The sequence below is a fragment of the Streptomyces sp. NPDC104761 genome (assembly GCF_055583445.1).
Genome location: NZ_JBVJNZ010000016.1, coordinates 120,125 through 135,056, shown reverse-complemented (window position 1 = coordinate 135,056; position 14,932 = coordinate 120,125). Strand labels below are relative to the sequence as shown.

Sequence of the window (14,932 nt, the reverse complement as noted above, 5' to 3'; positions counted from 1 at the left end):
CCCTACGGGGATGACGCGAAAGCGGCGCCGCATGAGGTCAACGTTAAGTGCGGGGCAGTGATTCAGCGCGTCCGGAACCACCGCTTCGGTACGGGTGGGACGGTCTCTGCCTGACAGGCGAGGAAGTGGTCTCTCTCGTACGGTGGTCCTTGCGGTCAGGAGATTTCGCCGGTTACGCCACCCGAGTGAACTCCGGGCACAGTCACCCACCCGCCCTGGACATCACCACCGCTGGCGGGTGGCAGCCAGGTGGTCACGGGTCGTTACTGCTCGTTCTGTGACACGTGGAGGGCAGGACATGGGATCCGACGTTGACGTGCTGGTCGTCGGTGCTGGTCCAGCGGGGTTGCTGCTCGCAGGTGACCTGGCCGAGGCCGGAGTGCGCTGCACCGTGGTGGAACGGCGAGAAGGGGAATCCCAGCTGACCCGCGCATTCGCCGTTCACGCCCGAACGATGGAGCAACTGGACGCCCGCGGCCTGGCCGATGACCTGCTTCTGACCGGCCTCCGCAACCCGATCCTGCAATTTCTGCGGATCGATCTGTCGCACCTGCCGACCCGTTACCCCCACGTGCTCGTGACGCCCCAGTACAACACCGAGCGACTCCTCCTGTCCCGCGCCCTGACACAGGGCGTGAACATCATGCGGGCCCACGAAGTGACCGGCATTCAGCAAGACCCGAGCGGTGTCGACGTCACTGTGAAGACACCGGCCGGCACTGAACACAGCCTGCGCGCGGACTTCGTCGTCGGCGCAGACGGACGAAACAGCTGCGTGCGCCAGTCCCTCGGCCTCCCGTTCCCGGGCCGCTCCGCCGTTCGCTCCATGATGCTCGCAGACGTCCGGATGGCTGATCCGCCGAAGAAGCCGCCCACCGTGGCAGCGACCGGAGACGCCTTCGCCATTGTCGTCCCGTTCGGCGACGGCTGGTTCAGGATCATGGCCTGGAATCGTCACCACCCCATGCCCGACGACGCATCGGTTGATCTGGACGAAATCAAAGACGTCGCCCGCCAGGCGCTCGGCAGCGACTTCGGCATGCACGACCCTCGCTGGCTCTCCAGATTCCACAGCGACGAACGCCAGTCACCCCGCTACCGAGTAGGCCGAGTATTCCTCGTCGGCGACGCCGCCCACGTCCATTCCCCGGCCGGCGGCATGGGCCTCAACACCAGCATCCAGGACTCCGCAAACCTGAGCTGGAAACTCGCAGCCGTTCAGCGTGGCCGCGCACCGGACACCCTGCTCGACAGTTATCAGAACGAACGGCACCCGGTGGGACACCGGGTCCTGCGGATGAGCGGGGCACTGCTCCGCGGCGTCCTCACCACACCACGGGCACTGTGCGGCCTCCGTGATCTCTCAGCGCGCACGGTGCTGCAAACCCCACCAGTGGCCCAGCGACTGGCCAAGGCAATCTCAGGAATCGACATTTCCTACGCCGCCCCGGCCGGCGCACACCCCCTCGTCGGCAAGCGGGCACCTGACGTCCCCCTCAGCGACGGCCGCAGACTCTACGAAGCCCTCCGTAAGCGACGGTTCGTCCTTGTCACACCGTCAGACACGGACCGCTTCCCCTCACTGATCACGGAGTGGGCCGGCGAGGTGGAGATCGTCTCCCCGAAGGGCGCTACCAAAAAAAGTGTTCTGGTCAGACCAGACGCTTATATCGCATGGGCCACCTCGGACGAGTCACCTGAACATCGCATCGACGCGGCCCGCAAGGCATTGACCGTATGGTGCGGCCCACAAGGCTCCGGCTCTGCAGCCCCTTCACCCGACTAGGGTCTGACGTCAAATGATCTCGAGCGGTGGATCAGAGCCGGGTGACACGTCGCCGTGAACTGTTCCCTGCCGAACGGCAGTTCGTCCGGCCGTTGCTGCCCGTGTCGTCGCGTGGGCGCAAGCGGCTGGACGACCGCGGGGTCCTCAACGGGATCGTGTGGCCGTTCCGTACGGGCCCGGCCTGGCGGGACGTGCCCGAGCGGTACGGGCCGTGGTCCACGCCCACACCGCACACCCGTTTTCTCCGGCGGGCGGCAGACGGCACGAGCGAGCGGCTCCTCCGCGCCCACCAGCATGCCCCCGCGCTCGAAAAGGGGGGCTCCGCAACCCGGCGCTCGGACGCTCCCGAGGCGGCCTGACCGGCAGGATTCGCCTGGCCTGCGAGTCGCACTGGAGAGGCGGCTCCTGCCCGCCGGGCGATGAACGTAGCGACTTCTGCCCCGCTGCGCTGTACCACCAGCAGTATCTTTGGAGCAGCAAAAACGGGGAGTCCTCGCGCTGGTCCACGGCTCCGGTTCTACGTCGTGGACTTTCACTTCTGCCTCGACGCGACTTTCGTCAGGCTCCGCATGCTCGTCCGACGCTCGACGAGCCGCTGCCGCTGGGGGTGGCCGCCCCACCATCCGGCGCCTCAAGTGATCCATCTGCCGGTCGGCCTCAGTCCCAGTCCTGCAGCTGCTGGAGCAGGCCGGCGTCGCCCTCGATCCGCAGTGAGCCGGCCGGGATGCGCATGTACATGAGCAGGGCCATCTCGCTTGCCGTGCCGTAGATGGCGGCGGTGGGCTTGCTCTCGGCGGCCTCCGCCGCGGTGAGGCGGGTGAAGCGGGAACCGGCGGCGTCCACTGTCTGGCGCCAGGAGCCGGCCTCGGCTGCGTGGTAGTCCATGGTGGCGGGCTCGCCCGGCCACGGGACCGTGACGGTGCAGACGGTGGCGAGGAACTCCTCGATGGCATCGACCGCCTCGGTCATCGGCAGCTCCTGCGGGGTACCGGAGGCCAGCTGGGCGTCGTAGGTGTGGATCAGCGATTCCGGGACGCGGCGGCGGGCAACGGCGGCCACCGTGTGCGGCGAGGCCAGCGGCTCCCACCAGGCCCAGCAGCCCCGGTCCGGGCCGGCCTCGCGCAGAGCAGTGAGCAGTTGCTCCGTCGAGTCGGCCAGCCAGGTTATGAGGGCCTCGCGCTCCCTGGGCGCCGCCAGCCCGTCCTTGCTCGGCCGCTCGTCGCCCGGCGCGGTGTTCCGCACGATGTAGGCCCAGAAGCGGTCCCCCTCACTGAGGTGGTTCGCCAGGTCGTACAGCGTCCAGCCCGGGCAGGACGGGACGTCGGCGTCGAGGCTGGGGGCCGCGTCGACGGCGGCGCGGAACGCGGCGGAACGCTCGTCAATCCTCCGCAGCAGGGTGGGGAAGTCCAGATGACCAGTCACGCGGACCTTGTATCACCCGGACCGTGACTCTCGCACTCGATTAAGACCGACCAGCCCATGGATCACTTGGGCGCCGGGTGGTGGGGTAGAAACGATCAGTAAGTGACCCCTTCGGGGCGGACTGGGGGGCGTCCCGCCCGACGGGTATCGCTCCGGCACCGGAGGCAACGGACCAGCAGGCGGCGGCTACTCAAGAGCCGTGGCACCGGCAATCCGCACGGTGGCGCTGCCGACGTTCTCCGTCGCGGTGAACGGCAGTCGAAAATCGGTGGCCGCCTGAACCGGCCGACCCCACGCTGTACGGCATGGAACAACCGTAACGCGGGATCCGTACGGCCTATACGGATTCCACGATTACCGTCTACCAGGCGCACTTCCCGGAAATCGGCCTGTCCGCCGTTCTCGAGGGCCGCTTTCCCGCCGTGTGGAAGCGCGACAGGATGACATGGGTCTTCAAGCCGCGTTCACAGACCTCAAGGCATACGGCTGAAAACCTGCTCGCCGCAGGTCGAACCTGCCGCGGGCCGCATTTGCAGCAGGCGCGTCCGAGCCTGGTCCAGCTGGACAATGTCCAGGTTGGCGGAGCTGGAGTAGCGGTGGGAGGCAGGGTTGAGTGTCCCGGGCGTGTGGGTCGTCGGCGCGGTGCCCGACGAGAGGGTTCGGGACTTGCTGAGCGCTGCGGTTCAGGAATCGTCGTCGACACCAGTGACGGTGCGCTGACATGCCCGCGGGGCTGACCTGGTGGCGTGGCAAGGCGCAGGAATCCCTGTTCAGTGCGTCGACGACCTCGCCCGTCAACTGGAGCGCTGACGATGACGCCCTTCGGCTGAGCGCCTTCATCGACTCCTGCTACGACGACTCCGAGCACGCGGAGTCTCTGCGCGACGCCGTCATGAACCAGTTTCCGCCCGATGCCGAGCAGGGTCTGTTCGCGGCTGTGGCCCGCAAGGCCAGCCCCTTTTCGGCTTTGGCCTGCGCTCTCGGTCCGGACGCAGTAATGCGGCTACCGGGCTGGTTCGGCGACTTCCTTCTCGACGCCGAGCAAGTGCGCACCCAGCTACCTGCGGCTGAGGAAACCCTTGCCCTGACCGGGGCTAGGAGGCGCGACGTGGTCGGGCGAATCCACGCGTGGATGACCGGCTTGGGCGACGATCCCGACCACGACGCCGACGAGTTGCTCGACGGTCCCCCACGCGTTCTTCACCACGCCATCAGCACGGACCAGGGCGCGGCCGGCCAGGTCCGCTGGTACTGACCGAGTGAGCAGCCCAGAGCCGGCCGGCAACGCAACACACTCCTGCGCACAGGCCGGCGCCACCCGGCCGAAGAAGTGTGTGAGCACTTCTTCGGGCACCACAGCGCACCAGTGTTTCGGGGCTCCACTGACGTAGCAGGCTGATCTGGCGCCACCGGTATGACAAGACAGTTCAGGCCAGGGTCAGGAGGGCCTGCGCATCGCATCGGGCCACGTCAGAGGAGCTGGAGCACCTCGGCCAGTGCGCCGGGACGCCGGTCAACGGGCAAGGGATCGACCAGGTGGACCCGGCACCCCAGCGTGGCAGCGCCGACGTCCGCAGCAGGTTCGTCTCCCACCATGAGTGCATCGCCGGGCGCCACTCCGAGCTCGTTGCACGCCATCTGGAAGATCCGGGGATCGGGTTTCTTCACCCCGCGCTCGAAGGAAAGGAAGTAGGCGTCCACGAGGGCATCGACGCCGTGGTCGCGGAAGACAGGGCGCATGTCCCAGCCGATGTTGCTGACGACAGCGACCGGGATGCCTCGCTCACGCAGCGCGCGGAGGGTTTCCTCGGTGTCGGGATAAGGCAGCCATGCCCCGGACACCTGGGAACGTTCATAAAGAGCCTCGGCCAGGCCGGCCGCAGGCAGCTTCGCTTCCCGGGCAAGGGCCGTGAAGGCAGCCCGGTGTCGTTCGGCGGTCAGATCGCGCTCCCGCCACAGTGCCTCCAGATGGGGCGGCACTGTGCGCGAAGGCACCCCTCCGGGCTGAGCCCCGAACTCTTCCAGGCGGCTGACGCAGGCGTCGAGTTCACCCTCGGGCACGTCCAGACCGGCCTTCGTTGCCACCGCGCGCAGCCACTGCGCGGCTGATTCGATCCGGAAGAGGGTCCCGGAGAAGTCGAACATCACACCCTTGATCATGCAGCCGATCCTGGCGGGGCCGACAAGTCGGCCGCAAGGCCACGACGATCACCGGACGCACCATGGCCTGTTCTCGTCCGGTCGCCGCGGTCACCGGGCGGTCCGCGACCGGAGTCGAGCCGGGTCGGCAGCCCTCCACGCCACATGTCGCGCCGTCAGGCGGTCGGCCCATGCCACGTGGTCGACACCCATGGAACCCGGCCGGAAAGGTCTGCGAGCACTGCTTGACATGGGTCATCAAGCCGCCTTCATAGACCCTTCCGCGGCAGCGGTGACGCGGACGGGAACACTCGCTGGGTTGCTGGGAGGCTCTGTGCAGTCAGTCGAACGCCACGACCAAGCGGACTCCGTCGTCACCGAATCGGCCAAGGTCATCAGCCCTTGATCATCGAGCTGCCCTCTCGCGTTGCTCAAGCCACTCGAGGTACCGACTACGGAAGGTGTGACGGTTTCCGTCTGCATCGACATACGGCTCGAAGGGCGGATTGACTGCGCAGTCCCGGTCGCGGAGTTCCCCGCGGTGCGGGCCGACGACGACGAGCCAGCTGGTCATCCCGCATCCGTTGTCGCTGATGGGGATCGCGCCCCGCCCGCGTTCCAGGAACCAGACATCGTCGCCGGCGTCGCCGAAGACCTTGCGGTAGTCGTCCAGATAGCCGTCGTCCTCGTCACGGGTCGTGGGTTCGTACCCGGCGGCGCGCAGGGTCGCCATCTGTTGGTCGGCCCAGTCGTCCGTCTCGACGAACGGCCCACTGGGGTCCAGCACCCAGGGATGGTCCTCGTCGTTCTCCCAGACCCATCCCCACTTCCCGTCGATGGGACGCAACGACGTGAGATCGAACGCCGGTCCGGGGCCGCCGGCTCCGACCTCGGCCAGGAACGTGCGGTACTCGTCAGGGAGCGCGACACCGAACTGTGCTTCGACCTCGGCAATCTCGGCGGGAGTCAGGACGGGTTCGAACGTCGGGTATGGAGACGGCCCTTCGCCACGGGCTCGACGCTCGGCCTCCTCCACTGCGATGACGCGTTCCCGAACTCCCGACCAGTGCATGTGCGTGTTCACGGCTCTCCTGTCGACGGCGAGCACGGACATTAGTCCCTGCCACCGGCATCCGAACCTCTGTCTGAGCTGTGGTCGCGGCAGATCCTCGATCCACCCCGCTACGACACCGCCCTCGACAACGGGTAGCCAATCGCCACCGGCGCGATCGAGGGCGCCCGGCGCTACCTGATCAGCGACCGCCTCGACATCACCGGAGCCCGCTGGGATCGGCCCGGAACCGAAGCCATTCTGCGACTGCGCACTCTCGTCTGCAACGGCGACTTCGACGCCTACCGACGGTTCCATCTCGCCCACGAGCACGAAGGCCTCTATCCCGCTCCCATGCAGCGGACTTGCACCCTCAGCACTCGACCGTGACCTTCGCTCGAAACGAACCGCACCCACTGAAGGTCAGCAACAGAGCCGGTCCGTGTCCCGCTTGATGCGTAGCCCCCGGCCCTCATGTCGGTACCCGTCAAAGGTCTGTGAACAAGGCTTGGCACGGGTCATCAAGCAGCGTTCACAGCCTTGTGCCGCCATGTGCCCCATGGGTGATGCCGACCGTTGTGCCCGGGCTGCCGGTCAAGGACGCAGGTGGGCCAGTAGTTCTTCACCCGCGGGGTACCCCTGCTCCTGGGGAAGCAATCGGGTTGCTGAGTCCAGCTCGCCGTCCCTGACGAGTGCGTGGATGTCGTTGGCGAGCGGAGTCACGTCGCTGATGGACACGATCCACTCGTCCGCGTAGCGCGACGATGCCTCACCCGAGAGCCCCAGTTGCAGCGACCGGTACGGCAGGGGACGCAGGTGCAGATCGCGTTCGGGATCCCACTGGACACGGGCCGGTGCGCGCCTGAGGTCACGCTGCCAGGTGCCGCGATCGGGATGCAGCCCGCGGACGTAACTCGCCAGGCAGGCATGGCGCAGCGCCCACTCGAAGCCGTCGCGAGTGATCTCGACGGCGAGGACGGTTTCCTGCCCCTCCTTCGTGCCCCAGCCAGAGCGATACATCATCCACATGAAACTGGGTTTGATCCACGTCATGCGGCCAGGCTTCCACGCGACGGGGAAGCGGCCGTCGCGAATGGCGGGCAGTCCGATCTCAGGGGAGTACGCCTGGTAGACGGTGATGGTGGATGCCGTGTGGAGCGCGCGGATCCTGCGGTGCGGTTCTTCCATGGCGTATAGCGTGGGCTCGGCCGACTCAGGTGACCACCGGTTTTCGACTGTTGCGCAACGCGACGGAGCACGCCGGCCGCAAGCGGCAGGCCGTCGCCCGTGCGGGCTAAGTAGCGTCCGGAGTCAGAACGGAGGTTCCTCCGTGCAGCCGCCGGTCCAGACGTCACGGACATGTCGAACGCGTGCGGCACTGTCAGTGGGACTCTCCAGGGCAGCGATGTCGTGGCCCCAGTTCTTGAGTGCGTCCAGACAGCGGTTGCGGTTGTAGCGGTCGGTACTGGTAGCGAGGAGGCTATGGACGCGGCGTCCGAGTTCGTCTCTGCGACACATAAGGGCGGGATGCTCGATCAAGGGGATGGCGGCAACGACCGCGGCTTCACGAACAGCAGTGTCCTCGTGGCCCAGGAAAGCTGAAACGGCACGATAGAACGTGGGGCGGTGGTCCAGGAAGACGCGCATTTGTGGAGATTCGTCGAGGTCGTCACCATCGAATTGGCGCTCGGCGTTGGCAAGGCACTCGTCGTCGGGGTCGTGGGCGAGTGATCCCAAGCCAGTCCAGCAGGGCCGCCCTCACCGGACAGTCTTTTTCCGAGCCAGCCCGACGGCCGGGTCCGACGGTCGCCGTCGCGGGGTGGGCGAGGATCGCGGCCACATACAGCGCCACGGGCTCTGTGAACACGGCTTGACGTGGGTCTTCAAGCCGCGTTCACAGACTACAGCGGCCTGGGTGACCTCTGGCCTGTGCCCATCCTGGCGTCTCGTACCGATGGGCATCGTCCCGGCTTCCTGCGTCGATCGACGGCAGGCAGGTACTCGGACGTCAGTCCACCGGCTCGCTGCGCGGTTCCGGTGGGCGGATGCGCTGGCCCGGATCGGGGGGCCGGGTGGACTTGGCCGTTCGCCACAGCAATAGACAACACAGGACCGTCACTGTCAGACCGAGCAGCCATACGAGCACCAGGCCGACCGTCGCACCGAGTGACCGGTGACCATGGTCCGTCGTGAACGCTGTGGGAGCTGCCGCCCCGAGAGCCAGCAGCGCTACCCCTGGATAGGTAACGAAATACGCATAGATCCACAGCAACCACGGAATGTCGAACCTGGCAGGGTTCCGGGCGACCCAGGATTCCCAGCCGAGGCCTCCCTGTACGCGTGGACTCAGACGTTCGCGGATGTAACGGCCCAGCTGTCCGATACCGATATGGTCCTCGACGAAACGCGAGCACAGCATGTACGTCGTGATCGGGAGGATCAGCAGGAATCCGCTCCTGGACGTACCGGTTAGGCCGAAGCTGAACACCGCACCGGAGATGGTCAGTTGCAACGCGAGGATGTTGTGCTGAGTGGTCTGCCGTTGAAGGATCTCCTGCCTCAGGGCCACGAATTCGGCCAGTGGCCCTTCGGAATCGTGATCCGATGATGTGCTCACCCGCACCCCCGGTTGTCCAGCCGACAGCTCACTCCGATCGCGCACGGGTCAGCATCACCGGGCAGGGGGAGCCCCCGCAAGACCGTCCGGCACCTTCCGAACGGAACACGCTGTGGCGTCGGAGTACGCCGAGCCGCAACGACGATTGTGTCGTGCACCAACAACGTCGATAGGCAGTGCGTCTCTCAGGGGCGAAGGCTGCGGCAGGAAGCGGCAGTTCACGGGGAGCGGTGAGGATCACTCGAAGCCCAGCGGTGCCATTCCAGGTCCGGGAGATCTGCCAGCGGGAGGCGAGGGCGGACGCGGTCCAGGTCGGGCCTGCTCAACCGCCGGGGGGATCCCGTGGTCATGTCTGACCGAGGAAAGGGCTGTGAGCGAGGTCTGACATGGGTCATCAAGCCGCGCTGACAGGCTCTTGTCCATCCCTTGTCCATCACCGATGTCGAAGAGCGCGGACCGGAGGGCGCGGGGACGGGCCCTGTCATACGGCCTGGTAGCTGTCTCCGATCGTGCGTTAGCCTCTCCCTCCATGTCTGACCTGCCCGACCACTCCAGCGCGATCATCGATGCGATAGTCGATCATGTCGGCCGTTCGACGCTTCCCTTCCAGCGAGCTCACTGGGACGAACAACACGCGACGGCCTTCTGGTTCAACGAACTGGTGGAGACGACCTCCGAAGGTGAGGTCATCCGGCAGTTCCTCGTGACCGCCAGTGAGCCGACGCGAGTCGAGCTGGCTGAGTTCACCCTGCGCCCCGCGCTGTGCGCACCCGTGATGAGTGCTGAGAAGCTGATGATGCTCGACTTCGCGGAGGAGTGGACCCATGTCGGCGACCTGGGGGTGGCGGTCATGCCCTCCACCGGGCTGCACGCGCACGCCGCCCGCAAGGGCTGGCACTGGACAACCGACGAGATCACCGACGGCATCGCAGCCACGGAACAGGACATCGCCGGACTCGGTGAGTCGCCCGTCGCGGCCTATCTGCTGGGTCACGTCGATGACGGGGACGGTTCCCGAGAGCAGGCTGTCGTGATCGGCCGGCTCCTCCGCTCTGACGACGGCGGCATCCGGTGGATCGGAGACGTGCCACAAGGGTGTTTGGGCGCACCGGTGTTCATCGGCGCACCCCTCGGTGAGGACCGTTTCAAGCTGGTGTGCGTCGGAGTGGCGCTTCCCGCCGCCGACCACCACAGCATCGCCCGCTTCGACCGCATCCGTGCCGCCTTGAAGGACTTCCCGCCGTACAGCGCGTCAGACCCTGACGGAGCCGGAACCGGTACGCGGGAAGGCGAGCAGAAGCGGCGCTGGTGGCAGCGGCGCAGCTGACGCGGCACGGAACCGCCGGGCCACGAACGGCCTGAGCACCGCCGGAGGGGAAGATTGTGAACACGGCTTGACGTGGATCAAGCCCCCCGTGACCGCTGCAATGGGGTCACGCAGACGTACCGAGAGGTGGGATCAAGCTGACTGGGTCTTCTCGAGGAGCGCCGTTTCCCTGGTACGGGCCCAGCGAGCGTGGGGCGGCGTCCCGCAGGAAGCCGACAGCTTGATCCATGTAAGCAACGCTCAACAATGCGCCCGCTGTCCTAAGTCATCGGTCACGCCGAGAGGTTACGTCCGTCGATGCTCTACGCGGTCGAGATGCCGGCGCCGCTGAGGACGGCGACGCGGGGCTTGGTCATGTGTTCGAGGGTAGGGCGGGTCCAGGGCGGGCGGCGAGCGGATATCGGCGGGCCCGTCAGCCCGCCCGGTGGCCGTTCTCCAGCTCGGCGGTGCCCGCGCCCTCGGTCAGGACGTCCAGTGCGGTCAGGACGCGGCGGCCCAGCGAGCCCGGCAGACGGTCGGCCAGTTCCTCCCGCGGGACCAGCCGCCAGGACAGCAGCTCCGCCTCCTGCAGGCGGATCGCCCCGAGGTCGGCGTCCGTGACGACCCCGCCGTCGTACACGTAGGCGACGATCGGCGGGCGGCCGGTGCCGTGCACCCAGTCCACCGCCAGCAGCCGGCCCATCTCGCGGTCCAGGCCGATCTCCTCCAGGGTCTCCCGGCGGGCGCCCTGGCGCGGGGTCTCCCCGTCGTCGGACTCGACGGTCCCGCCCGGCAGTGCCCAGCCCTCCCGGTAGTTGGGCTCGACGAGCAGCACCCGTCCCTCGGCGTCCCGGATGAGCGCGGCGGCCCCGGCGAGAACGCGGGGGAGGCTCGCGATGTACGCGGCGTAGGCGTCGGTCGTGGTCACCCGGAAAGCGTAGCCAGTGCGGACTCGGCGCCGGTCCCGGCGAGGCGTACGGTGCGTGCCGCCAGGTCGCTGATGCGGGCCCCGTCGAAGCCGAGGACCGCGCTGCGGACCGTGTCCTGCAGGGGGTCCCGCCACTGGGCAGGTACGGCCGCCGCGCCGGTCAGCACCCCCGCCACCGAGCCCGCCGTCGCCCCGTTGGAGTCGGTGTCCAGGCCGCCGCGGACGGTGAGCGCGATGGTCCGGGTGAAGTCTCCTTCGCCGTACAACAGGCCCGCGGTGAGCACGGCCGCGTTGGGGACGGTGTGGATCCAGCCGAGGCCGGCGGTCTCGGCGGCGACGGTGGTGAGGGTGTCCTCCCAGCTCATCCGGGTCTCGTACAGGGAGACCACCCGGCGCACGGTCCGGGCGAGGCGGCAGCTCGCCGGTACGACGGTGAGCGCGGTGCCGATCGCCTGCCGTACGGTCGGCGCGGTGAACGCCGCGGAGATCAGCGCGGCGGCCCACATCGCGCCGTACACCCCGTTCCCGGAGTGCGAGAGGACCGCGTCCCGGCGGGCCAGGGCGGCGGCCCGGTGCGGGGCGTCCGGGCAGGTCCAGCCGAACACGTCGGCGCGGATCAGGGCGCCGATCCACTCCTGGCAGGGGTTGTCGTAGGTGGCGGTGAGGGGCGGTTTGAGCCCGTTGACGAGGTTGCGGTAGGCGGCCCGCTCCGCCGTGAAGGTCTGCAGGTACGGCAGGCGTTGCAGCCACAGCTCGCCGACCTGCTCGGTGCCGAAGCCGAAGCCGTGGGTCTCCAGGAGGTGCAGGCCGAGGATCGCGTAGTCGACGTCGTCGTCGCGGCAGCTGCCGTGGATCCGGCCGCGCACGCAACTCCGCCACTCGGGGCGCAGGGCGAGCGCGTCGCTCTCGTCGGTGGGCTCGGGCAGGTAGTCGGTGAGCGGGAGGGCGCCGGCCCGCCGCAGGTAGCCGTCGATGCGCTCCCGGGTCCACAGGTCGCCCCGCTCCACCGGTTTGCCGAGCATGTTGCCCGCGATCCGGCCGAGCCAGCCGCCCAGCACGCGGTCGGCGAAGTCGGGCTCCAGACTGGTCATGGCTGTGGTCTACCCGTTTTCGCAGGCCGTTCTCAGCCCCTTCCCAGGCTTCGGGCGGGGCATGACGGGGAGGGTGTCCTCCGGTTAAGGTCACAGCGGCGCGACTGGCCTTGACGTGCGCGAGGCCCGGAGAGCAAGGGGATACAGGTGACACAGCGCGTGCTCATCGCCGCGGACAAGTTCAAGGGCTCGCTGACGGCCGTGGAGGTCGCCGAGCGGGTCACGGCGGGGCTCAGGCGGATCGTGCCCGGCCTCGACGTCGAGGCGCTGCCCGTCGCGGACGGCGGGGACGGCACGGTGGCGGCGGCGGTCGCGGCCGGGTTCGAACGCCACGAGCGGAAGGTCGCCGGGCCACTGGGGCAGGAGGTCACCGCCGCGTTCGCGCTGCGCGGCGGCACCGCGGTCGTGGAGATGGCCGAGGCGAGCGGTCTGCAGCGGCTGCCCCGTGGTGTCTTCGCACCCCTGACGGCCTCCACGTACGGCTCCGGGGAGCTGCTGCGGGCCGCGCTGGACGCGGGTGCGCGCACGATCGTCTTCGGCGTCGGCGGCAGTGCCACGACCGACGGCGGGGCCGGCATGCTCTCGGCGCTCGGCGCCCGCTTCCTCGACGCGGACGGCGAACCGGTCTCGCCGGGCGGCAGCGGCCTCGCCGATCTGGCCCGCGCGGACCTGTCGGGCCTCGACCCGCGGCTGTCCGCCGTCGACCTGGTCCTCGCCAGCGACGTCGACAACCCGCTCACCGGGCCGAAGGGCGCGCCGGCCGTCTACGGCCCGCAGAAGGGGGCCTCGCCGGACGACGTGGACCTCCTGGACGCCGCGCTGGCCAACCTGGCGAAGGTCCTGGAGGCCGAGGTCGGTCCGCGCGCCGCCGAGTACGCGGTGGCGCCGGGTGCGGGCGCCGCCGGGGGCATCGGGTACGGCGCCCTGCTGCTCGGCGCCCGTTTCCGGCCCGGTATCGAGGTCATGCTCGACGTCCTGGGCTTCGCGCCCGCGCTGGAGCGGGCGGCGCTGGTGATCACGGGGGAGGGCTCGCTGGACGAGCAGACCCTGCACGGGAAGGCACCGGCCGGGGTCGCGGCCGCGGCGCGCGCCGCCGGCAAGGAGGTCGTCGCGGTGTGCGGCCGCCTCGCCCTCCCGCCGGAGGCGCTCGGCCGGGCGGGGATCCGCCGTGCCTACCCGCTCACCGAGATCGAACCGGACGTGGTGAAGTGCATCGCGGAGGCCGGGCCGATCCTGGAGCGGGTCGCCGAGCAGATCGCGCGGGACTTTCTGAGCTGAGGGCGGCCTAGACCGGCGTCAGGACACCCGTCGAGTCACGGTAGTAGCTGCCACTCGTGAGGCCCCACACCTTGTGCTTGTTGTGGAGCCACTGGAAGGCGATGTCGTGCACGATCTCCGCGGGGCGCTCCCAGACCACGGAGTGTCCCGCGCCCTCCAGCTCGAACATCAGCTTTTCGGGCCCGCCGATGGCCTTGTAGAGGGCCGGCACGGAGAAGCGCAGCGGCGGGGGGACGGGGACGTTCGGCGCCGTGTTGGCCGTCTTGTCCAGCTCGCCGTAGACGATGGCGACGGGGACCCGGTCACCGAGGATGTAGTTGCCCAGCGCGTCCTGGTAGGGCACCGTCTCGTTGGTCCAGCCCCAGAAGTAGGAGTTCCGGAACCGGTGGATGCCCTCGTACACGCCGGGTGACAGCTCCTTGCCCCAGGTGCTGCCGAGGGGGTCGTTCGCCATCATGGCGGCCCACGCCGTGTCCTCCATGCCGGGCGCGCGCTGCGGCGGGGTGCCCTGCTCGTTGTTCCACGAGTTCACGAAGCCGTTCTTGTCGCTGACGAACATCGGGAAGCCGTACAGGGTGGGCGGGTCGGAGACCGGCAGCGAGGTGCCCCCCGGAAGGGCGAAGGGATCCGCGGGATCGCCCGACCACCGCCCCGCGGGCGGGAAGACGGGGGCGAGCAGGAAGAGGCTCTTGACGTCCTCGGGGTGCTGCATGGTGTACGGACCCATGGACTGTGCCGCGGCGGACCAGCCGATGAAGTCCATTGGCTTGTCCCTGCCAGGCAGCGACCTGATGAAGTGGACCACGGTGGCCAGCTCCGCACATTCGCTCTCGGTGTTGCCCAGCTGGTGCGGGTACAGGGGCGGGCCGGTGTACGGGGGGTTCAGCGGGTTGGGCGACAGGACGCTGCGCTGTGCGGGGCTGGCGTTGCGGGGTTCGTCCATCTTCGGGCGGGGCGACCGTCCGTTGCCCTGCAGATCCATCAGGAAGACGTCGTAGTGGTGCTTGGCCAGGTCCTGCGCCCAGTTGTAGTCGATGGTGGACCCGGGAACGGTGAGGTCGTACCCGGCGAGAACTGGCACGCTCCGGCCGTGGAGCATCAGCACCACCTCGTGCGGTTGGTTGCCCTGGGTGCCGTCGTACTCCCGGACGAAGAGGTGCACGGTGTCGCCCTCGTTCGCCGGAAGCTTCGAGACGTGCGGGACCGAGTAGTCCTTGTGAGTGAGTGCAGCCATGGCTGACCTCCGATCGGTAAGAGGCGAGTAATCCCCATCCCCGAACTGGAACAAATCCCCGTAAAATGCACCCCAATTCC

At 68.4% G+C, this 14,932-nt stretch carries 13 protein-coding genes and 3 pseudogenes; 7 read left to right on the top strand and 9 right to left on the bottom strand.

From position 1 onward, the window contains the following. Nucleotides 1-298: 298 nt before the first annotated feature. Entirely contained in the window at nucleotides 299-1,786 is a 1,488-nt protein-coding gene (locus ACZ63F_RS34970; RefSeq protein WP_469717355.1) for an FAD-dependent monooxygenase, read from the top strand. 41 nt (nucleotides 1,787-1,827) lie between these two features. Continuing rightward, nucleotides 1,828-2,171, top strand: a pseudogene (locus ACZ63F_RS34965) (transposase); the annotation flags it as partial. Between the two features lie 272 nt (nucleotides 2,172-2,443). On the opposite strand, the gene ACZ63F_RS34960 reads toward ACZ63F_RS34965, so the two are convergent. Next, complete coding sequence (locus ACZ63F_RS34960; RefSeq protein WP_469717354.1) at nucleotides 2,444-3,208, bottom strand: maleylpyruvate isomerase family mycothiol-dependent enzyme; 765 nt, start codon at nucleotides 3,206-3,208, stop codon at nucleotides 2,444-2,446. 326 nt (nucleotides 3,209-3,534) lie between these two features. On the opposite strand from ACZ63F_RS34960, the pseudogene ACZ63F_RS34955 reads away from it, so the two are divergent. Both ACZ63F_RS34955 and ACZ63F_RS34950 read left to right on the top strand, forming a co-directional pair. Beyond that, a pseudogene (locus ACZ63F_RS34955) lies at nucleotides 3,535-3,660 on the top strand (DUF4291 family protein); the annotation flags it as partial. A gap of 269 nt (nucleotides 3,661-3,929) precedes the next feature. Next, nucleotides 3,930-4,463 carry a hypothetical protein gene (locus ACZ63F_RS34950; RefSeq protein ID WP_469717352.1) on the top strand — a complete coding sequence of 178 codons (534 nt, stop codon included), beginning with the start codon at nucleotides 3,930-3,932 and terminating at the stop codon, nucleotides 4,461-4,463. 215 nt (nucleotides 4,464-4,678) lie between these two features. On the opposite strand, the gene ACZ63F_RS34945 is transcribed toward ACZ63F_RS34950, so the two are convergent. Both ACZ63F_RS34945 and ACZ63F_RS34940 read right to left on the bottom strand, forming a co-directional pair. Then, nucleotides 4,679-5,368: an HAD family hydrolase gene (locus tag ACZ63F_RS34945; protein ID WP_469717350.1), complete on the bottom strand. Its 690-nt coding sequence runs from the start codon at nucleotides 5,366-5,368 to the stop codon at nucleotides 4,679-4,681. 385 nt (nucleotides 5,369-5,753) lie between these two features. Further along, nucleotides 5,754-6,419 (bottom strand): SMI1/KNR4 family protein, encoded by a 666-nt coding sequence (locus tag ACZ63F_RS34940; protein WP_469717453.1) that lies wholly within the window; start codon nucleotides 6,417-6,419, stop codon nucleotides 5,754-5,756. 138 nt (nucleotides 6,420-6,557) lie between these two features. On the opposite strand from ACZ63F_RS34940, the pseudogene ACZ63F_RS34935 reads away from it, so the two are divergent. After that, nucleotides 6,558-6,788: pseudogene (locus ACZ63F_RS34935) on the top strand (ISKra4 family transposase); the annotation flags it as partial. Nucleotides 6,789-6,992: 204 nt separating this feature from the next. On the opposite strand, the gene ACZ63F_RS34930 reads toward ACZ63F_RS34935, so the two are convergent. From ACZ63F_RS34930 to ACZ63F_RS34920, 3 genes are all read right to left on the bottom strand, one after another. Then, nucleotides 6,993-7,586, bottom strand: coding sequence for a DUF4291 domain-containing protein (locus ACZ63F_RS34930; protein ID WP_469717348.1), 594 nt, complete (start codon nucleotides 7,584-7,586; stop codon nucleotides 6,993-6,995). Between the two features lie 123 nt (nucleotides 7,587-7,709). Continuing rightward, on the bottom strand, nucleotides 7,710-8,135 hold the full coding sequence (locus ACZ63F_RS34925) for a hypothetical protein (RefSeq protein WP_469717347.1): 426 nt from the start codon (nucleotides 8,133-8,135) through the stop codon (nucleotides 7,710-7,712). A 271-nt stretch (nucleotides 8,136-8,406) separates the two neighbouring features. Continuing rightward, nucleotides 8,407-9,015, bottom strand: a complete 609-nt coding sequence (locus tag ACZ63F_RS34920) for a hypothetical protein (protein ID WP_469717345.1) — start codon at nucleotides 9,013-9,015, stop codon at nucleotides 8,407-8,409. Nucleotides 9,016-9,544: 529 nt separating this feature from the next. Between ACZ63F_RS34920 and ACZ63F_RS34915 the strand changes: the two genes are divergently transcribed. After that, nucleotides 9,545-10,342 (top strand): hypothetical protein, encoded by a 798-nt coding sequence (locus ACZ63F_RS34915; protein ID WP_469717343.1) that lies wholly within the window; start codon nucleotides 9,545-9,547, stop codon nucleotides 10,340-10,342. Between the two features lie 412 nt (nucleotides 10,343-10,754). Here ACZ63F_RS34915 and ACZ63F_RS34910 read toward each other — a convergent pair whose 3' ends face one another. Further along, on the bottom strand, nucleotides 10,755-11,249 hold the full coding sequence (locus tag ACZ63F_RS34910; RefSeq protein ID WP_469717341.1) for an NUDIX domain-containing protein: 495 nt from the start codon (nucleotides 11,247-11,249) through the stop codon (nucleotides 10,755-10,757). Next, on the bottom strand, nucleotides 11,246-12,340 hold the full coding sequence (locus tag ACZ63F_RS34905; RefSeq protein ID WP_469717339.1) for an ADP-ribosylglycohydrolase family protein: 1,095 nt from the start codon (nucleotides 12,338-12,340) through the stop codon (nucleotides 11,246-11,248). Before ACZ63F_RS34905 ends, ACZ63F_RS34910 begins: the two co-directional genes overlap by 4 nt. A gap of 159 nt (nucleotides 12,341-12,499) precedes the next feature. On the opposite strand from ACZ63F_RS34905, the gene ACZ63F_RS34900 reads away from it, so the two are divergent. Then, nucleotides 12,500-13,618 carry a glycerate kinase gene (locus ACZ63F_RS34900; RefSeq protein WP_469717451.1) on the top strand — a complete coding sequence of 373 codons (1,119 nt, stop codon included), beginning with the start codon at nucleotides 12,500-12,502 and terminating at the stop codon, nucleotides 13,616-13,618. Between the two features lie 7 nt (nucleotides 13,619-13,625). Here ACZ63F_RS34900 and ACZ63F_RS34895 read toward each other — a convergent pair whose 3' ends face one another. Beyond that, nucleotides 13,626-14,852, bottom strand: a complete 1,227-nt coding sequence (locus tag ACZ63F_RS34895; RefSeq protein WP_469717336.1) for an alpha/beta fold hydrolase — start codon at nucleotides 14,850-14,852, stop codon at nucleotides 13,626-13,628. Nucleotides 14,853-14,932 lie beyond the last annotated feature (80 nt).